This is a genomic window from Enterocloster lavalensis, assembly GCF_046603895.1.
In the GTDB taxonomy this organism is placed as follows: Bacteria; Bacillota; Clostridia; order Lachnospirales; family Lachnospiraceae; genus Enterocloster; species Enterocloster lavalensis.
In genome coordinates this window covers 1,024,291-1,048,969 of sequence record NZ_CP176637.1, presented here as the reverse complement: position 1 = coordinate 1,048,969, position 24,679 = coordinate 1,024,291, and the positions used below count along the sequence as shown (strand labels likewise).

The window sequence follows — 24,679 nt, the reverse complement described above, 5'->3', positions numbered from 1 at the left end:
GGACAGCCGGTGAAGATGATCAATCAGGAATCAGCGGAGAGTATCCCGGTTTCCCTGCTGCCGCTGCGGGAAATCGCAGGATTTCCGGTGCGTCCGGGGCTGTACGACATGAACGGAGCCACGCTGCTGCAGGACGGGGTGAATTTTACGGTGCACACCCACTACGGGACCGGCTGTGAGCTGCTGCTGTTTAAGCGTGAGGGCAGGGAGCCCTACGCAGTGTTGCCGTTCCCGGAGGAGTACAAGATCGGTAACGTGTATTCCATGATCGTGTTTGGCCTGGACATCGGGGAGTTCGAGTACGCTTACCGGGTGGATGGACCCCATGATCCCGGTGCGGGACTGCTGTTTGACCGGGAGCAGATTCTCTTAGACCCCTACGCCAAGGCAGTGACCGGACAGAGCGTCTGGGGTGAAAAACAGGAGCCGGGCCGTACATACCGGGCCAGGGTGGTGAAGAACAATTTCGACTGGGGAGACATGCCGCAGTCCAGCCGGGAGATGAGCGACCTGGTGATCTATGAGCTTCATGTGCGGGGCTTTACCCGCCACAGCTCCTCCGGCGTGGTCCATCCCGGTACTTTCGAGGGGATTTTGGAAAAAATCCCCTATTTAAAACGTCTGGGGGTCAACGCGGTGGAGCTGATGCCCGTATTTGAGTTCGACGAGACCATGGGCGGTCGGGAGGTGAACGGCCAAAAGCTGCTGGACTACTGGGGGTACAATACGGTGGGATTTTTCGCGCCCAACACCAGCTACACCGCCGGTCTGGAGTACAACCGGGAGGGGACGGAGTTCAAGAACCTCATCCGCACCCTGCACGAGAATGGCATCGAGGTGATCCTGGACGTGGTGTTCAACCACACCGCCGAGGGCAATGAAAAGGGGCCGGTGATCTCCTTTAAGGGGTTTGACAATAACATCTACTACATGCTGACGCCTGACGGCTACTATTACAACTTCAGCGGCTGCGGCAACACGCTCAACTGCAATCACCCAATCGTGCAGCAGATGATCGTGGAATGCCTGCGCTACTGGACCGTGGACTACCGGGTGGACGGCTTCCGGTTTGATTTGGCCAGCATTCTGGGGCGGAACGAGGACGGCTCTCCTATGAACAATCCGCCCCTGCTGCAGCGCCTGGCCTTTGACCCCATTCTGGGAAATGTAAAGCTGATCGCCGAGGCCTGGGATGCGGGCGGACTCTACCAGGTGGGGACCTTTCCGGCCTGGAAGCGCTGGGCCGAGTGGAACGGAAAATACCGGGATACCCTGCGGGAGTTCTTAAAGGGCGGAACCTGGGCGGCCCGGGAGGCAGCCAGGCGGATCACCGGCTCCGGGGACCTCTACAACGGCCACTATGCGGGCTACAATTCCTCGGTGAATTTCATCACCTGCCACGACGGCTTCACCCTCTACGACCTGTACGCCTATAACGAAAAGCACAACCAGGAGAACGGCTGGGGGAATACCGACGGCACGGACGACAACCGCAGCTGGAACTGCGGCGCAGAGGGGCCGACGGACGACAAAGAGGTGCTGGGTCTGCGTTTCCGCATGATGCGCAACGCCTGCGCGGTGCTGATGTGCAGCCGCGGCACGCCCATGTTTTTTGCCGGGGACGAGTTCGGTAACACGCAGCTTGGCAACAACAACGCCTACTGCCAGGACAACGAGATTTCCTGGCTCAACTGGGATCTGCTCAAGGAAAATGAGGACCTGTTCGACTTTTTCCGCTTTATGATCCGCTTCCGCAGGAGCCATCCGGCGATCCGGAGGGATCTGCCCGGCGCGGTCTGCGGCCTGCCCGCCCTGACCGTGTACGGAAACGGCGGCGGGAACCGGGTGGACGACGGCACCGCCGCCCTGGGAATTCTCTACGCCGGATATGACCGGAAGCGGGGGCAAGACGACGTGGTTTACCTGGCCGTCAACGTCTACTGGGAGGATGTGAACATTCAGCTGCCGGAGCTGCCCAGGTATCTGGCCTGGTACGCGGTTGTGAACACCGCGGGGGACGGGCAGAGCCGTTTCTGCTACCGCTGCGGAGAGCGTAGCAGGGTAGACTCCGGCTTTCTGATGCGGCCCCGTTCCGTAGCCGTGTTCACGGCGAACGGCAACCAGTGACAGCGGAAAAAGGTGTTGAATTTTATTTATTAGCACTCATTTTGATTGAGTGCTAATTTTTTGTTGACTTTTTCATTGGATGGTACTAAAATGTAGAATAAAGGGTTCCGGGTGTGGAATCTCTGACAAGAACGAAAAGAAAGAGGCGTATAAGATATGGCTAAGAAAGGCAGTTTATCCATTACCAGTGAGAACATATTTCCGGTGATCAAAAAGTGGCTGTATTCCGACCACGATATTTTCTACCGCGAGTTGGTCAGCAACGGCTGCGATGCAATTACCAAGCTGAAAAAGCTGGAGCTGATCGGAGAGTACGAGAGACCGGAGGATATGGATTACAAGATTCAGGTTTCCGTCAACCCCAATGAAAAGACCATCAAGGTCACGGACAACGGCCTGGGTATGACCGAGGACGAGATCGACAAATACATCAACCAGATCGCATTTTCCGGCGTCCAGGATTTCCTGGAAAAATACAAGGACAAAGCCAACGAGGATCAGATTATCGGTCATTTCGGCCTGGGCTTCTACTCCGCGTTTATGGTGGCCGACAAGGTGACCATCGATACCCTTTCCTATCAGAAGGACGCCAAGCCCGTGCACTGGGAGTCCGAGGGCGGCATCAACTTTGAGATGGCCGAGAGCGGCAAGGAGCAGGTGGGAACCACCATCACCCTGTATCTGAATGAGGACAGCCACGAGTTCTGCAACGAGTACCGGGCCAGGGAAGTTCTGGACAAGTATTGCGCGTTCATGCCCGTACCGATTTTCCTGGACAACGAGACCGCAGAGCCGCAGTATGAGACCATTGAGAAGGACGAGCTGACGGACAAGGACACCATCGTGGAGACTGTGGTGGAGCCGGCCAAAACCGAGGAAAAGGAGAATGAGGACGGCACCAAGGAGACCGTGGAGGTGGAGCCCTCCCGGGAGAAGTACAAGATTTTAAAGCGCCCGGTGGCGTTAAACGACGTGAGCCCGCTGTGGAACAAGCACCCCAACGAGTGCACCGCAGAGGATTACAAGGCGTTTTACCGCAAGGTGTTTATGGATTACAAGGAGCCCCTGTTCTGGATCCATTTGAATATGGACTATCCCTTCAACTTAAAGGGCATCCTGTATTTCCCAAAGATCAACATGGAGTACGACAGCCTGGAGGGCACCATCAAGCTGTACAACAATCAGGTGTTTATCGCGGACAACATCAAAGAGGTGATTCCGGAGTTCCTGATGCTGCTCAAGGGTGTGATCGACTGCCCGGATCTGCCGCTTAACGTGTCCAGAAGCGCGCTGCAGAACGACGGCTTTGTGAAGAAGATTTCCGACTACATCACCAAGAAGGTGGCGGACAAGCTGTCCGGCATGTGCAAGACGGACCGTGAAAATTATGAAAAATATTGGGATGATATTGCACCTTTCATCAAATTCGGGTATATTAAGGATGAGAAATTTGCAGAGAAGATGGGAGATTATATCCTGTTCAAGAATCTGGATGGCAAGTATCTGACCTTTACGGACTGCCTGGAGGAGAATAAGGAGAAGCACGAGAACACGATTTTCTACGTGACCAACGAGAAGGAGCAGAGCCAGTATATCAACCTGTTCCGCCAGGAGGGAATCGACGCGGTGCTGCTTCCCCACAACATCGACAGCCCCTTTATCAGCCACATGGAGCAGAAGCACGAGGGTGTGAAGTTCCTGCGCATCGATACGGACTTGAACGCCGCTTTCAAGGAGGAAGTGAAGGAGGACGACGAGGAGTTCAAGAAGAGCTCCGAGGAACTGACCGAGCTGTTCAAGAAAGCCCTGTCCAACGATAAGCTGGACATCAAGGTGGAGAAGATGAAGAACGAGGGCGTGGCCTCCATGATCACGGTCAGCGAGGAAACCCGCCGGATGCAGGATATGATGAAGATGTACAACATGGGCGGCATGGATCCGTCGATGTTCGGCGGCACTGGGGAAACGCTGGTATTAAACGCCAACCATCCGCTGGTCAAGTACGTCCTGAACAATAAGGAGAGCCAGAATACGGACAAGATCTGTGAGCAGCTCTACGATCTGGCCAGCTTAAGCCATGGCCCGCTGTCGCCGGAGCGCATGACAAAGTTCGTGGCCCGCAGCAATGAGATCATGCTGATCATGGCTGGTGAGAAGGCGGAATAATCCCCTGAAGCTGCAGTTCCCTGAATAACGTAGGAGGATTTACGGGGATGAAAGAAGAGTACAAAAACGATAAATTCCTGGTGGCGCTGGATGCGGCCGGAGCCGATGTGGATGGCGCGTTGAACCGGTTTATGGGGAAGACATCGCTCTACAAGAAGTTCATGAAAAAATTCCTTGAGGACAGGTCCTACCCCGATATGCTGGAAAGTCTCGCTGGTCACGATCCGGAGGAGGCGTTCCGCCAGGCCCATACGCTCAAGGGCGTTGCGGGCAATCTGGGAATCAATAACCTGCTGGCCGTGCTGGTCCCCATGGTGGAGGTGCTGCGCGCCGGCAAAGAACCCTCCGAAGAACAGGTGAGTGCCTGCAAGGTGGAATACGGGAAGATTGTGGATATTATCGAGAAAAATTGGAACGAATGATAAGGTGCGGTGCCGCGAAAGCGGCGCCGCATTTTTGTATGCAGTGAGCCGGGGAGGTTGTCTGGATACATTGCGGCGGAAACGCTGCCTGCCGGCGGCTGCATTGGGAAATTGCCCCGGCGCGCGTCCTGCATTTAAGGACAGGGAACCGCATATACTGATAGGGAATCCCGGAAACGAGGACGCGGAGGAACGCGATGCAATATTTGGAAATTTATTTTAAAAATATGGAAGAGATGGTGGATTTTGTGCGCCGGGCAAATACAGTGGAGGCGGACGTTGACCTGCAGTTCGGCCACATTCTGGTGGACGCAAAGTCCATCCAGGGCGTGCTGGCTATGGGCTGCGGCTGCCACGCCAAAGCCGTGGTCCACTCCCAGGACCCGGAGGATCTGGAGCGGCTGAAAGCCAAAGCATGAGAAAAGAAACCCAAATCCAACCCAGGGTCCGCTTGACATCTGGACCTATCATGATATAATAAGTAGTAATGAATACTACATGTGATACAGACATGTTAAAAAAGTGGAGGGATCCTTGCCGGAAGACAAGGATGCTTCGGGTTTGGAGGAAGCTTAATATGACCTACAAAATCATCGGGGACAGCTGCCTGGATCTGACGGAGGAGATGAAGCGGGATTCCCGCTTTCAGATGGTTCCGCTGACACTCCAGGTGGGGAGCGCCCAGGTAGTGGATGACGAGACATTTGACCAGAAAAAATTCCTGGGGCTGGTAAAGGCCTGTCCGGAGTGTCCCAAGACGGCGTGCCCGTCGCCGGAGACCTACAAGGAAGCCTATGAGCAGGCGGAGGCGGAAGCGGTGTTCGTCATCACGCTGTCCGGCCATTTAAGCGGTTCCAACAATTCGGCGGTCCTGGCCAAGCGGCTCTTCGAGGAGGAGCGTGCGGAGAAGCAGATCACGGACAACAAGCGCGTGGAGGTGATCGATTCCCTTTCCGCGTCCGCTGGGGAGCTGAACATCGCCCTCTATATCCAGGGGCTCTGCGAGGCCGGGCTGGAGTTCGACGAGGTGGTGAAGCGGGCCCTGGAGTTCCGGGACCGGATGCACACGTATTTCGTATTGGAGACGCTGGACACCCTGCGCAAGAACGGCCGCCTTTCCGGCCTTCAGGCGTTTTTTGCCACGGCGTTAAACATCAAGCCTGTGATGGGAGCGGACAAGGGTACCATCATCAAGCTGGACCAGGCCCGGGGGATCAACAAGGGACTGCAGCGGATGTGCGATATCGCGGTTCAGGAAGCGGGCGACAGCGCGGATAAGGTGGCTGTGATCGCCCACTGCAACAACGCCCAGCGGGCGGATTACGTGAAAGCGGAGCTGGCAAAGCGGGCGAAGTTCAAAGAGATTGTGATCACCGAGACCGCAGGCGTTGCGACGGTGTACGCCGGGGACGGAGGGATCGTACTGGCGGTCTGACGGCCGGAGATCCGGCGGTTTGCGCCGGACGGTTTGCGTTGGAGCGCGTTGTAAATCAAATGATAGAGATCAAAATTGTGCCAAACCGCGGATAATATGCGGCTTGGCACAATGGCGTTTTAATGGTATGATTAGCTTACTGTTTGCAGGACCTGGTATCCGGATGGTCTGTGAACGGGAAATGAGCGGGAATATCAGGGCGGCCGCCGGAGCCGGTTAAAGCCGGTGCGGCGGCTGTTTTCAGACGAACAGGAACGTGACAGAGGTGGACAGATGAACAGGACAGGATGGGCTGCCGCGCTGGCGGCAGTGCTGGGGATCGCGCTTGCCGGCGTGATCGGTTATATGGTGTGGCACAGCGCCGGACATTCTTATCAGGCGGTGGAGACGCAAACCGCTGCCGGGGAGGCCGGGAGGGCCGGAAGCGGCGGGCAGGAAGGCGCAAATGCAGCGCCCGGCGGTGAGAACGAGGCGTTTGGGAATACCGGTTTTGGCGGAGGCGGGGACAAAGCGGCTGACGGGGACGGCATCGGGGCGAATGAAACCGGAGACATCGGCTCCTTTGGACACGGGGATCCGGCAGAGGCGGCGGAGTCCGAAACGGCTGAACCCGAGGATGACACCGTGCGCCTGGTGTTCGGCGGAGACGTGCTGTTTTCGGACCATGTGCTCAACGCTTACAGCAAGACCGGGGATATCACCGGCGTGCTGGACGACGGGCTGCGGGAGGTCATTGGGGGCAGCGATCTGTTTATGGTCAACCAGGAATTCCCATTCAGCAGCCGGGGGACAGCGGCGGCGGACAAACAGTACACCTTCCGCCTGCCGCCGGAAAAGGTATCCATTTTGAATGAAATGGGCGTGGACATTGTGACGCTGGCCAACAACCACGCTCTGGATTTCGGCACCGATGCGCTGGTGGACACGCTGGACACCCTGGACGGGGCGGGCATCCCCCACGTGGGCGCGGGGCGGAATCTGGATGAGGCCAAGGAGCCGGTGATCCTCACGGCCAAGGGCAGGAATATCGGCTTTCTGGGCGCTTCCCGGGTGATCCCCGAGGGCTCCTGGAACGCTTCGTCCACCAGACCGGGTATGCTGACCACCTACGATCCTGCGGCTCTGGTGGAACAGATCAAGGCTCTCCGGGAGCGCTGCGATTACCTGGTCGTCTATGTGCACTGGGGGATTGAGCGGGATGAGCGCCCCCAGGACTACCAGCGCTCCCTGGGGCAGCAGTACATTGACGCGGGGGCGGACCTGGTGATCGGCGCCCATCCTCACGTGCTCCAGGGCCTGGAATATTACAAGGGCAAACCCATCGTGTACAGCCTGGGCAACCTGGTGTTCGGCAGCAGTATTCCCAGAACCGCCCTGCTGGAGGCGGACTGGGACGGCGAGAACACCACCCTGCGCCTGGTGCCCGCCACCTCGTCGGCGGGCTACACCCGGATGGTGATGGACGAGGCCAAAAAGCAGGAATTTTACCAGTATATGACGGATATCTCCTACGGCGTTACCGTCACGGAGCAGGGGATCAGCGCACAGTAAGGCGGCCCATTGCATTTAAATTCAAAAAGCCTGGAAAGCGTTTTGCTTTCCAGGCTTTTACCGTCTCATAAAACAATTCAGCTCTGTCCGGTCTGATTATAACGCAGTTCCAGAAACTGGTTATAATTTTTCTGGTACAGATTGTCCAGATCCTTGGAGTACCCGGCGATGGCCCTGGGGCAGTAGCTGGCTAATGCCTGGATCACCTCGTCGGCCTGCTGTTCGTTCTTGACCGTGATCTCCCGCTATTTGTGGTCTGCGAAGGCGATGTTGACGCCGTAGGTCTTTCCGGTGGGAATTCCGTTGTAGCGGTGGCTGGTGATCCGCTTGTACATCCACACCACGTGATCCGGCAGATCCAGGTAGTAGCCTGCGCCGCCTACCAGCATAAACAGGAAGTTCCGGTCGATCTGTAGGCCGTGAAGCTCCTGGGTGTGGGAGAGGAAATCGCGCACGCGCTCCTCGGAGCGGGAATCAGGCGCGGATTTTAAGAACTTCCGGACCGCCCGCTCATAGCCGGTCAGGCTGTTGTAGAGAAAGAACATTCCAAGGCCGGTCGCCGCAACGCCGATGGCGAACAGACCCCACATGGTGCCGTTATCCATCCCGGCGACCTCGCCGATCTCAACATAGTAGGGCAGAATGCTTTCCTTCACCTCATCGTCCAGCTGGTACCAGTCAAAAAATTCGTGGTAATACTGCAGGCTTTTGCTGGACAGCGGCTGGATGGTGCCGGTGATCTCAAACTGATAAGGCTCCAGCGCGTCCGAGTCGATCTTGCCGTCCAGGTAATCGAAGGAGGCTTCCATCAGCGCGTCCGCCTTCTTTAAGTCGCCGCTGCGGGCTTTCAGGGAGATGTAGTGGTAATCTCCGGCGTCGATCACGTATTCCCGGGCTTTGACGGAGTTCGTCTTGGAGGAGACGGTCTCCGAGTAAGCGCCGTAAATCCCGTAAACCGTGGTGCGCACGTATGTTCCCTCGATTTCCCCGCTGTAGTCCAGCTCGTCCAGCGTCATGGGCTGGCTGAACGCCCTTGTAAACAGGGATTTACCGGAGTTGCCCAGCATAAATATTCCGATTCCCAAAAAGAGCACAATTAAAAACCAACTTGACTTTAAACCTTTGTACTTTGACATACAGATCCCCCTCGTCCCCGGTAGCCGCGGGGTAATCTCTGCCGCGAGCCGCCAGTTTTCACCAAATTTTAACATCTACCTGTATTTAACCACATCCCCCGGCTTCTGTCAAACATCTTATCTGGTAAATTCCGGCGGAAACGAGGCGCAAACAGCGGTCCAGGGGGAATCCATTTCCCAGCTAGAATCTCACGAACAATTTCCCTTCCCGCTCCCTCTGGGCCGCTTCCTCCAGAATGGCCTTTGTGGAACGGGTTCCGATCCGCACGGTGCCGGTGGCCAGCACCGCCAGCGCCTGGTCCAGGGTTTTCACGCCGCCGGCGGATTTGACCATGATGTCCGGGCTGACCGACGCGCGCATGATCTTTAAGTCCTCGATTTTAGAGCCGGAGGGCGCGTAGCCGGTGGAGGTTTTCACAAAATCCACCCCCGCCTTCTCCGCGATGCGGCAGGCGTGCGCAATCTGATCGCCGGTCAGGTAGTGGTTCTCGAAAATGACCTTCAACAGCGCGCCGCGCCCGTGGGCGGCTGCCGCAACCCTTGCCAGCTCATCCTGTACATAGTCGAACTCTCCGGACAGAAATCTGGCGTAGTTCATTACCACGTCCACCTCCACCGCGCCCTTTTCGATGGCGTCAATGGTCTCAAAAACCTTGGACTCCGTGGTGGCGGTGCCGTGGGGGAAGGCGGCCACGGTGGTGACCAGCACGCCGCTGTCCTTAAGCTCCCGGGCCACGATGGGAAGGTCCGAGGGGCGCACGCACACGGAAACGCAGTGGTATTCCTTTGCAAGGGCGCAGCCCTCCACCAGCTCTGCGGTGGTGATGTCCGGCCTCAGCAGGGAGTGGTCGATGGTACCCGCGATCTCCCTCACGGTGATGGAATCCCCGTCATGAAACATTTTTACATTTGATAATCCCATAGCGCGCCTCCTTTAGTACGGGTTGAAATCGCCCTCGGCCATCTGCTTCATGTCGAATACCTTCTGCAGGAATTCCATCTCGCAGGAGCCGTCGAATTTGGTGGCGTTTGCGAACCAGGGCGTGGCCTTCTCCTCCCAGATCTGGTTGGCGTGGGTTTCGCCCAGCTTCTTCATGTAGGCATCGATGTCGTCGGTCTTGACGATGAGGATGGAGTAATTTTTCCACATGTACACAATACACTCCTCGGCCCCGGCTTCCTTCAACGCGTCCAGCTGGCCCTTGTAGATCTCGCTGGAGGGGCAGTTCATGTGCATGTCGATGTAGTCCTGCACGTGTTCCGGTTTCAGTTCATTGATCATCACATAGCGTTTTCCCATTGTATTATTCTCCTTCTTCTAACAGTTCTTTGATCGGTGATCCGTCGCAGGTGGTCATCTCGAATCCAAGCAGGCGGGCCAATGTGGGCGCCTGGTCGATGATGCGGCCCTGGGGCAGGTCCACCTTGCGCCCGGAATAGGGGTTGTAGAGGAAATAGGTGGGCTGCACGCCCTTGTAGGGCTCGTGGCCGTGGGTGGCGATGCTGGAGCGGTAGCTGGCGTTGTTGGTGTCCTGCACCAGCTCGGCGTTGAAATCCGAGGAGAAGGATGCGTTGCCGAAGGATTCCAGCACATAGTCGAAATCGCCGTCCAGATGGTATTTCTCCTTCACCTCCTCGCGGGTGTAGAACGTTTCAATGTTCAGCTCCCCGGCGTGCTCCTTTAACAGGGAGATTACCTTCCCTGCAACCTCGGGGTCGTGGTTCTTAATGTAGAGATGGCCGGACAGGGAGCAGGTGTGGAAGTACGCGGTCCAGTCCGCCAGCCGGCCGTTTTCATCCACGGTGATAAAGCCGTGGTCCCGCAGGAAACGGTTGATAGAGTACACTCTGCGGATGTCCAGGTGGCCGTGGTCGCTGGTCACGTTGATGATGGTGCGGTTCTCCAGGCCCTGGTCCTTTAACGCCTTTAAGATGCGGGCGAAGCCCTTGTCCAGATACTCGTAGCCGGTCCAAAGCTCCTTGCTGAACACGCCGTAGTTGTGCCGCAGGTAATCGATGCAGACCAGGTGAAGGTACATCACGTCCGGCTGGTATTTTCCGATCAGGTACTCGGCGGTGTCAAAGCAGAGCTCGTCGCCTTTGTAATATTTATGTAGCTTGAAGGAGTCCTTGATATAGGGATAAACCTCGTCAAAGAATCCCGGCTTGGAGCGCTGGCGGATGATCTCCTGCTCATTTTCCGGAATCACGTGGATGCCTGCCCGGTGGATATTCCACTCCGCGTCGTCCCCCAGGGTCAGGGGCCAGTAGACCTCGGCCGCGGTGTAGCCGTGTTTTCTGGCTTCCTGGATCAGGGTGGGCACTTTCACGTCCGTGGCCTTCTCAAACCATTCGGGTTCCATGTTGCCGGGATCGAAATGTTCGTTGCCGATCACGCCGTGGGTTCCGGGATAGCAGCCCGTGCTGATGGAGGTGTGGATGGAGTGGGTGTAGCTGGGGTAGGTGGTGAGATTGCGCCTGATAATGGAGGAGTGTTCCAGCAGCTTCCCCATGTGCGGCATCCTTCGGATGATCTCTAAATCCTCCGTCACCATTGAGTCGATGGAGATTACAATCAATTTTCTCTTTTCCATAATGCATCGCCTTTCTGATATAGAATATAAACTTCTGGTTTGCCTGCGGAAAATTCACACATTAATTTTCATATATTTTTCATATTATTGATGAAATTCAGAAAAAATCATGTGAAAAATTTCTGCACGGTTCTTACTGTGGAGTATAGCACAAAGGATTCGGCAGTTCAAGGGGACAAACTGCAATTCAGATAAACTTTGAACAAATTTACGAATAATATGAAAATTTTCTTGTGCATATTTATCTATAAAATAATAAAAAGATGAGGCACTTTGTGTATTGAAAAATTTCACATAAGAAAATATAATGAAAACACAAGCGAAAAAGCATGGAAAAATATATGAAAATTTTCACAAAGAGGACTGTACAAATACGCAATGATTTGATATACCTGTCTCATATAACAACTTTTGTGTTCATTAACAGGAAAGGAAGACAGAAATGACGTTAAAAGAAATTTCAGAGAAAACCGGATTTTCGATCACAACGATTTCCAGAGTGATGAACCGGACCGGTTATGTGAACGAGGAGACCTACCGGAAGGTCATGCAGGCCGCTGAGGAAGGCGGATATTTTCAGAAGAAAAAGAACACCGTGCTGAACAACAACATTGTGGGCGTGATTGTGCCGGACCTGTCCAATCCATTTTTCGGGGCAGTGATCAAAGGGATCAAAGAGGTGACGGAGACCATGCACAAGGAAGTGGTGGTCATGGACACCAGCGAGGATTTCAATCAGGAGAAGCGGGCGCTGGCCCTGATGCAGAGCATGAAGCTGTGCGGCCTGATCATTACCCCTATATCCGACTGCGGACAGGGCGGTTACGAGATCGAAAAGATGCTGACGGACTTAAACGTGCCCGTGGTCCTGGTGGACCGGGACGTGAAGAACTCCGCGTTTGACGGCGTGTTCATCAATAACACCCAGGGCGCCTTTGAGATCACGTCCTACTTAATCCAGAAGGGATACTCGCGGATCGCCATTATCAGCGGCCCCAGGTACTCCAAGCCGGGCAGAGAGCGGCTTAAGGGGTACAAGAACGCTCTGGAAAAATATGGAATGACGCCGGATGAAAAGCTGTTCTTCGAGGGGGATTTCAGCCTGGAGAGCGGATACGCCCTGGCTGAGAAAATGATGTTGCAGGGAGAGCTGCCCCAGGCGGTGTTCTGCTGCAACAATCTGATGACCATGGGCTGCGTCAAGGTCCTGGCCGCTCACAAGGTGAAGATCGGCAAGGACATCCAGGTGGCGGGCTTTGACAAGCTGGATCTGATCGACCAGGTGATGGATTTAAAGATCGCCACGGTGGACCGGCCCACGGTTGAGATGGGGCGGGCTGCGGCTGAGATTCTGCTGCAGAAGCCCAAGCTTCCGGAGAGCAGCGTGATCCGCTCCGGAATCCGAATGGATTTGATGCCCAAATTGAGCGTATACGAATAGAAGAGAAAGGAAGAGACAACGTGAGCAGAGTGATGGTGTTGGGAAGCTTCGTGGTGGATCTGATGGCCAGGTCCCCGCATTTCCCGGAAAAAGGGGAAACGGTAAAGAGCAGTTTTTTTAAGATGGGACCGGGAGGAAAGGGATTCAACCAGGCGGTGGCCGCGGGCCGGGCAGGCGCTGATCTGCGCGCCGCCATCAAGCTGGGCAGGGATGAATTCGCCCAGGTGGCCTTAAACTGGATGGAGCGGGACGGGATGGACCAGTCCAACGTCTGTTTCAGCGAGACGGTTCCAACCGGAGCGGCACTGATCATGGTGGACGACAGCACGGGGCAGAACATGATTTCCGTGTTCCTGGGCGCCAGCGACGACTTTAACCAGGCGGACCTTGAGCGGCTGTACCCGGAGATTGAGGCCTGCGATTATCTGCTGCTTCAGCTGGAGATCAACCAGTGGGCGCTGGAGCGGGTGATCGCCTTTGCAAGGGAAAAGGGCGTGAAGGTCATCCTGAACCCGGCTCCCGCGGCCAGGCTTCCGGAAGAACTGTTTAACGGTCTGTTCGCGGTGATCCCCAACGAGGTGGAGGCCAAGCTGATCACCGGGATTCCGGTGAAGGAGGCGGGCTGCGAGGAGGCTGCCAGGTGGTTTTTTGACCGGGGCGTGCAGAACGTGGTCATCACATTGGGCGGTGACGGAGTGTACGTAAACGACGGCGTTAAGAGCCGCAGGGTGCCGGTTTACGCCTCCACCAAAGCGGTGGACACCACCGGCGCGGGCGACGCGTTCTGCGGCGGATTCCTGGCGGCTTTGGGTGAAGGCAGGGATGTGTTCGAGGCCGTGGAGTTCGGAAACGTGGTGGGCAACCTGGCCGTGCGGAAAATCGGAACCTCCCCGGCCATGCCGACGAGAGAGGAAATCGATGCATTTTTAAATTCGGAGGAGGGCCGCAGGTAAGCGGGACGAGGCCGTAGCTTAAGCGATAGAAAACGGAGGGGTAATCATGGGATCAATTAAACTGGAACACATCAATAAAACCTACGGAAAAGACGTGATCATTCCCGATCTGAACCTGGAGATCGAGGACGGGTCCTTCACCGTACTGGTAGGGCCGTCGGGCTGTGGAAAGTCCACCACGCTGCGCATGATCGCCGGTCTGGAAACGCCCAGCTCGGGCCGCATTTTCATCGACGATACGGACATCGGCGTGCTGCCTCCCGGCAAACGCGATATCGCCATGGTATTCCAGAATTACGCCCTGTATCCGACCATGACGGTCCGCCAGAACATCGAGTTCGGGTTGGAAAACAAGAAAATTCCCAAGGAGGAGCGCAGGAAGCTGGTGGAGGAGATCAGCGAGACCGTGGGCCTGACGCCCTATCTGGACCGGAAGCCGTCCAAGCTCTCCGGCGGCCAGAGACAGCGTGTGGCGCTGGCCCGGGCCATGGTGAAAAAGCCCAAGGTATTTCTGATGGACGAGCCGCTGTCCAACCTGGACGCCAAGCTGAGGACCCAGATGCGCGTGGAGCTGATCCAGATGCACGAGCGCCTCAAAACCACCTTTGTCTACGTGACCCACGACCAGGTGGAGGCCATGTCCATGGGCGACAACATTATCCTGATGGACAAGGGCATCATCATGCAGCGCAGCGCTCCCACGGAAATGTACCAGAACCCGCAGAACGTTTACACGGCCCGGTTCATCGGAACCCCGCCCATGAATATTCTGCAGAACGCCCTGGCGGACGGTTACCAGCTGGGCTTCAGGCCGGAGCGCGTGCTGTTTGAACGCCCCGAGGGGGAGCCGGCCTTCCGGATGAACGTGCATGTGGTGACCAAGGAGAATCTGGGATCCGAGTGCATTTACTCCATGACCTGCGATTTCGGCGCCATCAGCGTAAAGTCCCAGGACGACGTGATGGAGCGGGACGTGACGGTCTATGTGAAATACAGCAACCTTTACATATTCGACGCGGAGTCCAACCGTGCGCCTCTTGACGGGACCGTCAGGCGGCAGGTGGAGGAGATCAGCGCACGCGTGAGAGAGGGGCGGTGATCAGATGGCTAAGACAAAGGAGAAGTTCCACGACCCAAACCAGCAGAAATTCGCCAATATCAAAGGGTTTTCCCTGGTCGCTCCGGCGGTGTTTCTGATCTCGCTGTTTACGGTCTACCCCATCATTTTCACCCTTTACTGGGCCTTCCACTCCGGCAACCTGATCTCGCCGGACAGCAAGTACGTGGGCATGAACAATTTCCGCTATCTGTTCTCCACGCCCAGCTTCCTGAAGGTGCTGATGAACACGGTGTTTTACAGCGTGATCGTGGTGGTGCTGACGATCGCGGTGGCCACGCTGTTGGCCGTGTGGCTCAACGGAAAGCTTCACAAGAAATTTAACGGGTTTGTGCAGGCGGTTATTTTCACGCCCCACATCATCTCGCTGGTATCCGTGTCCATGGTGTTTTTGTGGCTGTTCGACTCCCAGGTGGGCTTTTTGAACTCCATCATCACCGCCATCGGGCTGAACGCCTTTCCGTTCTTCACCAGCCCGAAAACCGCGCTGTTTTCCCTGGTTCTGGTCATGGTGTGGAAACAGGCCGGATATTACACCCTGTTAATCATGGCGGCGCTCCAGGGCGTGCCCCAGGAGATTTACGAGGCGGCCTCCATCGACGACGCGCCGGCCTACAAGACATTTTTCAGAATCACCCTGCCGATGATTTCGCCCACGCTGTTTTTCGTGTCCATCACAGCGACGATCTCATCCTTCCAGATATTTGACGCGGTGAACCTGATTACCGGCGGAGGTCCGCTCAACTCCACCAACACGCTGGTGTACTACATTTACGAGCAGACCTACAAGTTCGGCAAGCTGGGTACCGGAAGCGCTGCCAGCCTGCTGCTTCTGATCCTGGTGGGCGTTCTCACGTTCCTGTATTTCAAGGTGCTGGAGAAACGGGTTCATTATCAATAGAGGGAGGTTAAGTTATGAATAACGGGGCAAAAAATATCGTCACCCGGGTGATCGACCTGGTCATGAAATGCCTTCTGGTGGTGATCATGGTATTTCCCTTTTACTGGATGGTGATTACGGCGTTCAAGACGCAGAAGGAATCCATGATCTTTCCGCCCACGCTGATTCCCAGCCAGATCACCTTTGAGAGCTTCAGCACAGTGATGGAAAAGATTCCCTTCGGCCTGTTCTTCAAGAACTCGCTGATCATCGCGCTGAGCGTGGTGCTGCTGCAGTTTATCGTGGTGGTGCCCGCGGCCTACGGCTTTGCCAAATACAATTTCCGGTGCAAGAATCTGTTCTTCGCGTTTGTCCTTCTGGGCTTCATGCTACCGCAGCAGATCACCTTCGCGCCGTCCTACCTGATGTTCAACAAAGTGGGGCTGTTAAACAGCTACGCCCCCATGATCATTCCCTTCATTGGAAATGCCTTCGGCATATTCCTGCTGCGGCAGTATTTCCTGCAGATTCCGCAGGAGATCATCGAGGCCGCCAGGCTGGACGACGCCAGCGAGTGGAAGATCATTGTGCGGATCATGATTCCGATGGCCCGCACGGCCATCTCCTCCATCGGCCTTCTGAGTTTCATCTCTTCCTGGAACTCCTACTTCTGGCCGTTGGTCATGACCAGCAACAATACCTACCGTACGCTTCCCATCGGAGTCACGCTTCTGACCGGTTCCGAGGGAGCCAGCCAGTGGCCCATCGTGATGGCGGGCAACCTGATGATGGTGCTTCCGATTCTGGTGGTTTACGGCTTTGCCAGCGGCAAGATCCGCAAGGCGTTTGTTTACTCGGGAATTAAGTAAGTTTCATATATCATTTTAAAAGAGGAGGATTTCTAATGAAAAAGAGGACTTTAAGGGCAGCGGCGATGATGATGACGGCGGCCATGTGCGCTGGGATGCTGGCTGGCTGCGGCGGCGGAAAGGCCGAGACAGCGGCCCCCACACCGGCTCCGGCGGGAGGCGAGACCACCCAGGCGGCAGCGGGGGACACGGCGGCAGCGGATACGGGCGCGGCGGGCGGCGAGGGCCGCATCCAGGTGTCCTTCTGGGAGGGGTTAAAGGGCTCCCATCTGGAGAACATCGAGAAGATTGTCAGCGATTACAACAATTCCCAGGACAAGGTGTGGGTGACCGTATCCTACCAGGGCGACTACAACGAGACTGCGGCCCAGGCCCAGACCGCTCTGGCGGCGGGCAACCAGCCCAACTTATGCCAGCTGGAGGTTTCCAGAATCAAACCCTTCTTCAACACCGGAAAGGTGCTGGATTTAAAACCGTTCGCTGAGAAGGACGGATTAGACCTGGGCTCCTTCTACGAAGGCCTGATGAGCTTTTCCTACGATGAGAGCGGCGCCCTGGCTTCCCTGCCATTTAACCGTTCCACCTATATCATGTACTACAACAAGGATATGTTCAAGGAAGTGGGACTTGACCCCGAGGCTCCGCCCACCACATGGGCCGAGTTAAAGGATGCGGCCACGAAGCTATCCATCGACGGCAAGCGCTGGGGTTTCTCCATCCCGGCGGACGGAATGTTCCTGGAGAGTCTGGTGTTCCAGTGCGGCGGCACCTCCTTAAATGAGGACGGCACGGACATCGGTTTCAACAACGAGGCGGGCATCGAGGCCATCGATTTCTTAAAGGGCATGATGAACGACGGCCTGATGAAAACCCCGGCGGGCGAGGACTACACCAGCTTTGACTCCTGCAGAAACGATTTCATCGGCGGAACCGTTGGCATCATCTACTCCTCCTCCGGCGACATCAACTATCTGACCGAGAGCACTGAATTTGAACTGGGCGTTGCCATGCTTCCCGCCAATACCGAGCAGGGCGTTGGCAGCGGCGGCGCGAACATCGTGATGTTTGACGGCTTCTCCGACGAGGAGAACGCGGCGACCTGGGATTTCGTGAAATACTTGTGCGATCCGGAGGTTGCGGGCAAGTTCGCTTCCCTGACCGGATATCTGCCCACCAGCCCCGCGGCCGCAGAGAGCACCGCGTTTAAGGAGATCATCGCCAAGAACCCGGCCTACCAGGTTCCCTGCGATATGTTAAACTGTGTGAAAGAGCGTCCGTACCACCCCTACTACACCGAGTATTACTACGATGTTCTGAACGACGCCATCAGCCAGATTCTGCTGGATCCGTCCTACACCGGTGAGGTTGCGGTAAAGGATATTTCCAACCGCGCCAAGCTTCTTCTGAACCAGTAAATATTGCAGATTTGATTGCCAAAGCGGCAGCTGTACAGCGGCTGCCGCTGTTTTTGACGAGTTTGAATGAAATTGGGCTGCCGCGGCCCACCTGTTTGAGAAAAGGAGACAAAATGCTGAAAAAAGGAATATTAAACCCCAATATCGCCCGCCTGCTGGCGGAGACCGGCCACAAGGACACGATCGTGGTCAGCGATGCCGGGCTGCCCATGCCGCTGGGCGTGGAGCGCATCGATCTGGCCTGGAAGGAAAATGAACCCGGCTACATTCCGGTGCTCACGGAGATTCTGGAACACATTGTGGTGGAGAAGGCCATTCTGGCGGAGGAGCTTAAGACCGTCAGCCCGGCCATGCACGAGGAAATTTTAAAGACGCTGCCCCAGGGAGTTCCGGTGGAATACGTGCCGCACGTGGAGTTAAAGGAACAGACAAAGCAGGCCCGCGGCATCATCCGTACCGGAGAGTTTACGCCTTATCCCAGCGTGATCCTGGTGGCGGGCTGCGCGTATTAGCCTATGGAGCGCTACGCGCTGTTCGACTGGGACGGCACGCTGCGGGAGGGGTACACGCTGTTTGAGTGGATCGGTTTTTTGCGGGAACGGGGGGAAATCCTCTCCGCCCGGGTGCTGAAGCGTCACGACCGGCTGGTGGCGGATTACCGGGAAGGACGGATTTCCCACGACGTGCTGGCGCGGGAGAGCTGCCAAAACTACGAGGAGGGCATCCGGGGGACCCGGGTGGAGCGCTACGTGGCGCTGCGAAGCGAGTACCACCGCTATGACCGCACCCGGCAGCTGGCCTTTGCCCCGGTGTTGTTTCGCTGGTTGAAGGACAGGGGGATACGGCCCATTGTGATTACCGGCGCGCCGGTGGACATGATCGGAGCGTATTTCGGGGAATACGGAATCGGGGAGGCCTACGGCCACCGGCTGGAACTGCGGGACGGGCGGCTCACCGGAAACGCCCTGGAAAACTGCGGTTTCCACAAGGAGCGCAAGGTCCGGGAGCTGGCGGAGCGTTTTGGCTGCCCTCCGCTGTTGGCGGCCGGTGATTCGGACTCCGACCTGCCCCTGCTTCTGGCGGCGAAAACAGCCCTGGTGGTCGGAGGGCGGGCGGAGACATTAGCCCGGGTTCCCGGCGGAAGGAGTATTCCAAGGGGGATTGAGGGAGAAACGTTAATACAAAATCTGGAAAATTGGATAGGAGAATGTGAAGCGATATGAGTAATGAAGAGATGTTGGCAAAAGTGGACCACACACTGTTGAAACCCTATGCAACCTGGGCGGACATCCGTCAGATCTGCGAGGACGCCATCGCCTACCACACGGCTACAATCTGTATTCCGCCCAGCTACATCGGCCGGATTCGGGAAGCTTACGGCGATCAGGTGACGATCTGCACGGTGATCGGTTTCCCGCTGGGATACCAGGTGACGGAGGTGAAGGTCGCGGAGGCGAAGAAGGCCCTGGAGGACGGCGCCAGCGAGATCGATATGGTGATCAACATCGGGGACGCCAAGGGCGGACGGTTCGACGCGGTTACGGAGGAGATACGCGCCTTAAAAAAGGCGGTGGGAGACCACGTGCTGAAGGTGATCATTGAGACCTGTTACCTGACGGAGGAGGAGAAGATCGAACTCTGTCACTGCGTGACGGAGGCGGGGGCTGACTTCATCAAGACCTCCACCGGCTTCGGCAGCGCGGGGGCCAATCTGGAGGATGTGAAGCTGCTTCGCGCCAACGTGGGTCCCCAGGTGAAGGTGAAGGCGGCGGGCGGAATCCGCAGCATCGCCGATATGGAGGATTTCATAAACGCGGGGGCGGACCGTCTGGGGACCAGCTCGGCGATTCAGTTGATTAAGGGGGAGAATAGTTCCGGGTATTAAGGTGTTATTTAATAAAAGGCCTCTGGCCGCTTGGTACGCCGCGTTTACACGCAGGCGGCAGCGGCCGGGGGCCTTTTTCTCTGACGGTTGCTCTCTTCCGGCGCGGGGGGGATTGACCTACACGCCGGTCCTAGACGGCGCCAGGGTCCTTCACGTCGATCTCGCCCTCAGCGCTCTCCTCAAACTTCTTAAAATCCGAGGTGGAGATGATCAAAAATTCCGCCGCCTCGCCGGTCTGGTTCTCCCAGCGGTGTCCGATCTCATTGGGGTAATACAGGGTGTCTCCCGGCTGCAGCGTGTAGGGCGCGTGCCCCTCCAGCTCAAAGACTAAAACTCCGCTCAGCATATAGACCAGTTCCTCGCCGTCGTGATAGTAGAAGGCGCCGGAATCCGTTTCCGCGGGCATGACCACGTGGCCGCCCCACATCTGGGAGTCCCCCTTTGTGATCAGGGTTTCCAGAATCTCACGGCCGTTGCTGGTGTTGCGAACGAAGGAAGAACGTTCATTTTTACGAACGAGTTTGATCTGATCGGAATTTTCTTCCACGAAAAGGGCCGAGATGGGAAACCCCAGAGTCTCGCAGAGCGCGTGGACGCTGACCAGGTTGGGGGAGGTTTTTCCGGTTTCAATCTGGCTGATGGTGCCGGCCGCCACGCCGCTTAAGGACGACAGGTCACGGATGGAGTATCCCAGGCTTAAACGCTGGTTTTTCAGCAGCACTCCGATTTTATGCAGATTCAGTGATGACATAGGTTTGCTTCTTTCTTTTTTATAGTCTACTTGTATTTAACCACAGCGGCGCCGATCTGTCAATTTTGAATTCCGGTGAAAATGTGTTTGACAAATCCATGGGCGTTCATTATAATGAACACAAAGGAACATTCATTTAAATGAACATCATTACCAAGGAGGACAAGGATATGAAAAAGAGTGTTGTTTTGCTGCTGGGACTGGCGATGGCGGCGTCTCTGCTGGCTGGCTGCGGTTCTAAACCGGCGGAGGCCCAGAAAAACCAGTCGGCCGCAGATTCTACGGCTGCCGGCAAGGCTGAGGACGGCGGGGCCGAAACAGAGGCGGCGTCCGGCGGGGAGACGTCCGGCGGAGGATTAAAGGTGGCGCTGTGCGTGACCGGGGCGGTCAACGACATGGGCTGGTGCCAGTCCGCCTACGACGGGCTGAAGCTGGTGGAACAGGATCTGGGCTGCGAGGTGGCTTACACCGAGAATCTGGACGCGGCGGACATGGTGGCGACCTTCACCGATTACGCTGCCAACGGCTACGACGTGATCATCGGACATGGATTCCAGTTCGGCGACCCGGCCCTGGAAGTTGGGGAGCTGTACCCGGACGTGAAATTCATCTGCATCGAGGCCGAAGCTTCTGCCGCCAATGTGGCTTCCTATGTGATGAAGTGCGAGGAGACCGGATATCTGGAGGGGATGCTGGCGGCCAGCATGTCCCAGAGCGGCAAGCTGGGCTTTATCGGCCCGGTACAGGGCGCTTCCCTGGTAAAGATCATGAACGCCTATGAGGACGGAGCCAAAGAGGTGAATCCCCAGATCGAGGTTCAGACCGCGTGGACCGGTTCCTTCACCGATACCGCCCTGGCTAAGGAAGCGGCCACCGCGATGATCGAAAACGGCGTGGACGTGCTGGGCCACTGCGCCAACGAGAGCGGAACCGGCGCCCTCAACGCCGCCACGGACGCGGGCATTTACGCCACCGGCGACTCCTACGATCAGTACGATCTGGCCCCTAAGGCGGTTCTGACCTCCGCCATCTACAATGTGCCCCAGCTGATCAAGACTGCGGTGTCCGACATTATGGACGGCAGGTTCGAGGGTGCGGTGAAGCAGCTGGGTATGGCGGAAGGCATCGTGGAGCTGGCGCCCTATCACGATCTGGAAAGCGCGATCCCGGAGGACGTGAAAAAGCTGATCGAGGACCGCAAGGCCGCTATCATTTCCGGAGAATTTGTGGTTCCCTGCGATACCACCGCCCGCAACTAACCGGGTCTTTCCCGGACAACAGATCCGAAGCAGGAGACAGGGACGGTAAAACCAGAATATCGTCCCTGTCTCCATATCCGAACGCAGAATCCTTTGAGGGACCAGGAAGGGAGAACAGTTCATGGCAATACTGGAGATGAAGCACATTAGCAAAGCCTTTGCCGGAGTTTATGCCAACGAGGCGGTGGACCTCTCGGTGGAGAAGGGGGAGATCCACGCCCTGCTGGGTGAAAATGGGGCAGGCAAGACCACATTGATGAATATTCTGTTCGGCATTTACCAGGCGGATGAGGGGGAAATCCTCTGGAAGGGCCAAAGCGTCCGCTTTGAGTCGCCGGGAGCCGCCATTGCCCAGGGAATCGGCATGGTACACCAGCATTTCTCCCTGGTAAAGAAAATGACGGTTATGGACAATATTATCCTGGGACTGGAAGCCGGGGGCCTGTTTCTGAACCGGACCGCGGCTCGGGAAAAAATCCTGGATTTGGCCGCCCGCTACGGCCTGGAGGTGGACCCGGACGCCGCGGTTTACAGCCTGTCGGTGGGGCAGCAGCAGAGGGTGGAGATCCTGAAAGCCCTGTACCGGGACGTGGAGCTTTTGATCCTGGATGAGCCAACAGGGGTTCTGACGCCGGGGGAGACGGAACATTTCTTCGGCGTGCTGCGCAGGCTGAAGGAGGAGGGCTACGCCATCATCATTATCACCCACCGCATGAGCGAGATCATGAGCATCAGCGACCGGGTGACCATCCTGCGGGACGGAAAACGGGTGGGCAGCCTGGTGACGGCCCACACCAACCCGGAGGAGCTTTCCCAGGCCATGATCGGCCGGGAGCTGAAGGAAAGCGCCGGAAGCGGCGGGCGGGAACCGGGAGAGGAGCGCCTTGTGCTGTCCCACGTGTCCATCCACCGGAACAAAAAGGCCTCCCTGCTCTCCGACGTCTGTCTGGCGGTGCGGGAGGGGGGAATTCTGGGGATCGCCGGGGTGGACGGAAACGGCCAGAAGGAACTGGCGGAGATCATCGCCGGGGTGAGGAAGCTCCGGGAGGGCAGCATCACCTTCGAGGGAAGGGAGATCGGCCGCCTGAGCGTTCAGAAGCGGTTTGCCATGGGGATCTCCTATATCTCCGACGACCGCCACGCGGACGGGCTGGTGCTGCCAATGACGGTGGGGGACAACCTGATTCTGCGGGAATACCGGCAGCAGCCCTTTTCCCGTTTCCGGGTGCTGAACCGTCGGGCGGCCGCTGAGGCGGCAAACCGGGCCATCTCTGACTACCGCATCAAAACCTCGGGCAGGTCCGGGAAGGACACCCAGGTGCGCCTGATGTCCGGCGGAAACCAACAGAAGGTGATCCTGGCCCGGGAGATCACGGACCGCTCCCGCCTGATCATCGCCAGCCAGCCCACCAGGGGCCTGGACATCGGCGCCACGGAGTTTGTCCGGGAGCTTTTGATCCGGCAGCGCGACCTTGGCAAGAGCGTGATCCTGATCTCGGCGGATCTGGAGGAGATTTTGTCCTTAAGCGACCGCGTGGCCGTGATGTTCGGCGGAAGAATCGCGGGAATCCTGCCGGGAAGCGAGGCGACGCCCCACAAAATCGGCCTTCTCATGGGTGGAATCACGGGAAAGGAGGATGATGCCTTATGCGAAAACAACAGCTGACCACGGTTTTTATGACCGCGTTGATCGCGGTGGCCGCCTGTACCGGCCTTATGCTGGTGTGCGGCGTAAGCCCGGCTGCGGCTTATCAGATGTTTTTTCAGGGGATATTTGGAAATTTAAGCGGTTTCTGCGAAATTTTTATCAAAGCTGCGCCCCTGATCCTGACGGGGTTAGGCTGCGCGGTGGCTTTTAAGACGGGATTTTTCAATATCGGGGCGGAAGGGCAGTTTTACATGGGGGCCGTGACGGCCGCCTGGATCGCCCTCAGCTTTCCACAGGTCCCGGGCCCGGCACGGATGGTTCTTGCCCTGCTTTTGGGCTTTGCGGCCGGTGGGCTTTGGGCGCTGGTGGCGGCTGTGATGAAGGCCAGATTCGGAATTTCCGAGATTATTGTCACCATCATGCTCAACTACATCGCGCTGAATTTCACCGGGCTGGCGGTGCGCACCTTTCTGATGGACCCGGCCGGCAGCGTTCCCCAGTCCGCCAGGATCGAGGCAGGCGCGGCCTTTAAGCTGCTGATGCCGCCCACCCGCCTGAACGCTGGAATCTTCATCGCGCTGGCGGCGGTGCTTGCGGTGTGGTTTCTGCTGGAAAAGACCACCTTCGGGTATGAGCTTAAGGTGGTGGGCTTTAACCGAAGGGCGGCCAAATGCAATGGAATTTCAGTGATGAAGAATATTGTTTTCTCAGCGTTTTTGAGCGGCGGGCTGGCCGGACTGGCCGGGGTGATCGAAGTGCTGGGCGTACAGAAGAAGCTGCTGGAGGGCATCTCCTCCGACTGCGGCTACACGGCGGTGCTGGTGGCCCTTATGGCCTCCAACCATCCGGCGGGCGTGCTGGTAGCGGCGGTGGGGTTTGCGGCCATGCAGATCGGCGCCAATTCCATGCAGCGCCAGTTGGGCATCCCATCGGCCATCGTCAACATCCTGACCGGCCTGGTCGTGCTGCTGATTCTGGGGAAATCCATGTTTAACGCGCTGTACAAAAAGACGGCGAAGGCGTAAAGGAG

24 protein-coding genes are annotated in these 24,679 nt (G+C 56.9%); 18 read left to right on the top strand and 6 right to left on the bottom strand.

What is annotated here, in order from left to right:
• The first annotated feature begins 15 nt into the window (after positions 1–15).
• From glgX to ACK2JC_RS04615, 6 genes are all read left to right on the top strand, one after another.
• The gene (gene glgX / locus ACK2JC_RS04640) at positions 16–2,127 is read left to right on the top strand and encodes a glycogen debranching protein GlgX (protein ID WP_320936122.1); all 2,112 of its coding nucleotides are present in this window, start codon (positions 16–18) and stop codon (positions 2,125–2,127) included.
• Between the two features lie 156 nt (positions 2,128–2,283).
• Entirely contained in the window at positions 2,284–4,293 is a 2,010-nt protein-coding gene (gene htpG / locus ACK2JC_RS04635; protein ID WP_320936114.1) for a molecular chaperone HtpG, read from the top strand.
• Between the two features lie 47 nt (positions 4,294–4,340).
• Entirely contained in the window at positions 4,341–4,715 is a 375-nt protein-coding gene (locus tag ACK2JC_RS04630; RefSeq protein ID WP_092361714.1) for an Hpt domain-containing protein, read from the top strand.
• Between the two features lie 197 nt (positions 4,716–4,912).
• The gene (locus ACK2JC_RS04625; RefSeq protein ID WP_024736858.1) at positions 4,913–5,134 is read left to right on the top strand and encodes an HPr family phosphocarrier protein; all 222 of its coding nucleotides are present in this window, start codon (positions 4,913–4,915) and stop codon (positions 5,132–5,134) included.
• 158 nt (positions 5,135–5,292) lie between these two features.
• Entirely contained in the window at positions 5,293–6,150 is an 858-nt protein-coding gene (locus ACK2JC_RS04620; RefSeq protein ID WP_107434404.1) for a DegV family protein, read from the top strand.
• A gap of 273 nt (positions 6,151–6,423) precedes the next feature.
• Entirely contained in the window at positions 6,424–7,701 is a 1,278-nt protein-coding gene (locus tag ACK2JC_RS04615; protein ID WP_320936113.1) for a CapA family protein, read from the top strand.
• Between the two features lie 77 nt (positions 7,702–7,778).
• Here ACK2JC_RS04615 and ACK2JC_RS04610 read toward each other — a convergent pair whose 3' ends face one another.
• From ACK2JC_RS04610 to ACK2JC_RS04590, 5 genes are all read right to left on the bottom strand, one after another.
• On the bottom strand, positions 7,779–7,907 hold the full coding sequence (locus ACK2JC_RS04610) for a hypothetical protein (RefSeq protein ID WP_368271513.1): 129 nt from the start codon (positions 7,905–7,907) through the stop codon (positions 7,779–7,781).
• A 39-nt stretch (positions 7,908–7,946) separates the two neighbouring features.
• On the bottom strand, positions 7,947–8,837 hold the full coding sequence (locus ACK2JC_RS04605) for a DUF6709 family protein (RefSeq protein WP_368271512.1): 891 nt from the start codon (positions 8,835–8,837) through the stop codon (positions 7,947–7,949).
• Between the two features lie 181 nt (positions 8,838–9,018).
• On the bottom strand, positions 9,019–9,759 hold the full coding sequence (deoC, locus tag ACK2JC_RS04600; protein ID WP_107434402.1) for a deoxyribose-phosphate aldolase: 741 nt from the start codon (positions 9,757–9,759) through the stop codon (positions 9,019–9,021).
• A gap of 12 nt (positions 9,760–9,771) precedes the next feature.
• Entirely contained in the window at positions 9,772–10,137 is a 366-nt protein-coding gene (locus ACK2JC_RS04595; protein WP_007710370.1) for an L-rhamnose mutarotase, read from the bottom strand.
• A gap of 4 nt (positions 10,138–10,141) precedes the next feature.
• A complete protein-coding gene (locus ACK2JC_RS04590; RefSeq protein WP_092361702.1) occupies positions 10,142–11,431 on the bottom strand; it encodes an alkaline phosphatase family protein in 1,290 nt (429 codons plus the stop codon).
• 442 nt (positions 11,432–11,873) lie between these two features.
• Between ACK2JC_RS04590 and ACK2JC_RS04585 the strand changes: the two genes are divergently transcribed.
• From ACK2JC_RS04585 to deoC (ACK2JC_RS04545), 9 genes are all read left to right on the top strand, one after another.
• A complete protein-coding gene (locus ACK2JC_RS04585; protein ID WP_411338457.1) occupies positions 11,874–12,872 on the top strand; it encodes a LacI family DNA-binding transcriptional regulator in 999 nt (332 codons plus the stop codon).
• A 32-nt stretch (positions 12,873–12,904) separates the two neighbouring features.
• Positions 12,905–13,825, top strand: coding sequence for a ribokinase (locus tag ACK2JC_RS04580; RefSeq protein ID WP_092361956.1), 921 nt, complete (start codon positions 12,905–12,907; stop codon positions 13,823–13,825).
• Between the two features lie 46 nt (positions 13,826–13,871).
• A complete protein-coding gene (locus tag ACK2JC_RS04575) occupies positions 13,872–14,924 on the top strand; it encodes an ABC transporter ATP-binding protein (RefSeq protein WP_092361698.1) in 1,053 nt (350 codons plus the stop codon).
• 4 nt (positions 14,925–14,928) lie between these two features.
• Positions 14,929–15,843, top strand: a complete 915-nt coding sequence (locus ACK2JC_RS04570) for a carbohydrate ABC transporter permease (RefSeq protein ID WP_092361696.1) — start codon at positions 14,929–14,931, stop codon at positions 15,841–15,843.
• Positions 15,844–15,857: 14 nt separating this feature from the next.
• The gene (locus ACK2JC_RS04565) at positions 15,858–16,691 is read left to right on the top strand and encodes a carbohydrate ABC transporter permease (RefSeq protein ID WP_007710380.1); all 834 of its coding nucleotides are present in this window, start codon (positions 15,858–15,860) and stop codon (positions 16,689–16,691) included.
• Between the two features lie 35 nt (positions 16,692–16,726).
• Positions 16,727–18,106 carry an ABC transporter substrate-binding protein gene (locus ACK2JC_RS04560; protein ID WP_320936112.1) on the top strand — a complete coding sequence of 460 codons (1,380 nt, stop codon included), beginning with the start codon at positions 16,727–16,729 and terminating at the stop codon, positions 18,104–18,106.
• Between the two features lie 113 nt (positions 18,107–18,219).
• The gene (rbsD, locus tag ACK2JC_RS04555) at positions 18,220–18,618 is read left to right on the top strand and encodes a D-ribose pyranase (RefSeq protein WP_107434397.1); all 399 of its coding nucleotides are present in this window, start codon (positions 18,220–18,222) and stop codon (positions 18,616–18,618) included.
• Positions 18,619–18,621: 3 nt separating this feature from the next.
• A complete protein-coding gene (locus tag ACK2JC_RS04550; protein WP_320936111.1) occupies positions 18,622–19,329 on the top strand; it encodes an HAD-IB family phosphatase in 708 nt (235 codons plus the stop codon).
• Positions 19,326–19,991, top strand: a complete 666-nt coding sequence (gene deoC, locus ACK2JC_RS04545; RefSeq protein ID WP_092361687.1) for a deoxyribose-phosphate aldolase — start codon at positions 19,326–19,328, stop codon at positions 19,989–19,991. The genes ACK2JC_RS04550 and deoC (ACK2JC_RS04545) overlap by 4 nt, the downstream gene beginning before the upstream one ends.
• Before the next feature lie 130 nt (positions 19,992–20,121).
• Here deoC (ACK2JC_RS04545) and ACK2JC_RS04540 read toward each other — a convergent pair whose 3' ends face one another.
• On the bottom strand, positions 20,122–20,742 hold the full coding sequence (locus ACK2JC_RS04540) for a helix-turn-helix domain-containing protein (protein WP_320936110.1): 621 nt from the start codon (positions 20,740–20,742) through the stop codon (positions 20,122–20,124).
• Positions 20,743–20,912: 170 nt separating this feature from the next.
• Between ACK2JC_RS04540 and ACK2JC_RS04535 the strand changes: the two genes are divergently transcribed.
• The 3 genes from ACK2JC_RS04535 (at position 20,913) to ACK2JC_RS04525 (ending at position 24,674) form a co-directional block, all read left to right on the top strand.
• Positions 20,913–22,001: a BMP family protein gene (locus ACK2JC_RS04535; RefSeq protein WP_118755017.1), complete on the top strand. Its 1,089-nt coding sequence runs from the start codon at positions 20,913–20,915 to the stop codon at positions 21,999–22,001.
• Between the two features lie 121 nt (positions 22,002–22,122).
• Positions 22,123–23,667 carry an ABC transporter ATP-binding protein gene (locus ACK2JC_RS04530; RefSeq protein ID WP_368274876.1) on the top strand — a complete coding sequence of 515 codons (1,545 nt, stop codon included), beginning with the start codon at positions 22,123–22,125 and terminating at the stop codon, positions 23,665–23,667.
• Complete coding sequence (locus tag ACK2JC_RS04525; protein WP_092361683.1) at positions 23,649–24,674, top strand: ABC transporter permease; 1,026 nt, start codon at positions 23,649–23,651, stop codon at positions 24,672–24,674. Before ACK2JC_RS04530 ends, ACK2JC_RS04525 begins: the two co-directional genes overlap by 19 nt.
• The last annotated feature ends 5 nt before the right edge of the window (positions 24,675–24,679 follow it).

Bases quoted from the DNA above. Each gene is read 5' to 3' on its own strand.
- ACK2JC_RS04565 (WP_007710380.1), top strand. From the start codon at position 15,858: ATGAATAACGGGGCAAAAAATATCGTCACCCGGGTGATCGACCTGGTC.
- glgX (WP_320936122.1), top strand. From the start codon at position 16: ATGATCAATCAGGAATCAGCGGAGAGTATCCCGGTTTCCCTGCTGCCG.
- ACK2JC_RS04525 (WP_092361683.1), top strand. From the start codon at position 23,649: ATGCGAAAACAACAGCTGACCACGGTTTTTATGACCGCGTTGATCGCG.
- ACK2JC_RS04575 (WP_092361698.1), top strand. From the start codon at position 13,872: ATGGGATCAATTAAACTGGAACACATCAATAAAACCTACGGAAAAGAC.
- ACK2JC_RS04585 (WP_411338457.1), top strand. From the start codon at position 11,874: ATGACGTTAAAAGAAATTTCAGAGAAAACCGGATTTTCGATCACAACG.
- ACK2JC_RS04580 (WP_092361956.1), top strand. From the start codon at position 12,905: ATGGTGTTGGGAAGCTTCGTGGTGGATCTGATGGCCAGGTCCCCGCAT.
- ACK2JC_RS04620 (WP_107434404.1), top strand. From the start codon at position 5,293: ATGACCTACAAAATCATCGGGGACAGCTGCCTGGATCTGACGGAGGAG.
- ACK2JC_RS04540 (WP_320936110.1), bottom strand. From the start codon at position 20,742: ATGTCATCACTGAATCTGCATAAAATCGGAGTGCTGCTGAAAAACCAG.
- ACK2JC_RS04560 (WP_320936112.1), top strand. From the start codon at position 16,727: ATGAAAAAGAGGACTTTAAGGGCAGCGGCGATGATGATGACGGCGGCC.
- ACK2JC_RS04630 (WP_092361714.1), top strand. From the start codon at position 4,341: ATGAAAGAAGAGTACAAAAACGATAAATTCCTGGTGGCGCTGGATGCG.
- ACK2JC_RS04605 (WP_368271512.1), bottom strand. From the start codon at position 8,837: ATGTCAAAGTACAAAGGTTTAAAGTCAAGTTGGTTTTTAATTGTGCTC.
- ACK2JC_RS04550 (WP_320936111.1), top strand. From the start codon at position 18,622: ATGGAGCGCTACGCGCTGTTCGACTGGGACGGCACGCTGCGGGAGGGG.
- ACK2JC_RS04590 (WP_092361702.1), bottom strand. From the start codon at position 11,431: ATGGAAAAGAGAAAATTGATTGTAATCTCCATCGACTCAATGGTGACG.
- ACK2JC_RS04530 (WP_368274876.1), top strand. From the start codon at position 22,123: ATGGCAATACTGGAGATGAAGCACATTAGCAAAGCCTTTGCCGGAGTT.
- ACK2JC_RS04570 (WP_092361696.1), top strand. From the start codon at position 14,929: ATGGCTAAGACAAAGGAGAAGTTCCACGACCCAAACCAGCAGAAATTC.
- ACK2JC_RS04625 (WP_024736858.1), top strand. From the start codon at position 4,913: ATGCAATATTTGGAAATTTATTTTAAAAATATGGAAGAGATGGTGGAT.
- ACK2JC_RS04595 (WP_007710370.1), bottom strand. From the start codon at position 10,137: ATGGGAAAACGCTATGTGATGATCAATGAACTGAAACCGGAACACGTG.
- ACK2JC_RS04535 (WP_118755017.1), top strand. From the start codon at position 20,913: ATGAAAAAGAGTGTTGTTTTGCTGCTGGGACTGGCGATGGCGGCGTCT.
- htpG (WP_320936114.1), top strand. From the start codon at position 2,284: ATGGCTAAGAAAGGCAGTTTATCCATTACCAGTGAGAACATATTTCCG.
- ACK2JC_RS04615 (WP_320936113.1), top strand. From the start codon at position 6,424: ATGAACAGGACAGGATGGGCTGCCGCGCTGGCGGCAGTGCTGGGGATC.
- rbsD (WP_107434397.1), top strand. From the start codon at position 18,220: ATGCTGAAAAAAGGAATATTAAACCCCAATATCGCCCGCCTGCTGGCG.
- deoC (WP_092361687.1), top strand. From the start codon at position 19,326: ATGAGTAATGAAGAGATGTTGGCAAAAGTGGACCACACACTGTTGAAA.
- deoC (WP_107434402.1), bottom strand. From the start codon at position 9,759: ATGGGATTATCAAATGTAAAAATGTTTCATGACGGGGATTCCATCACC.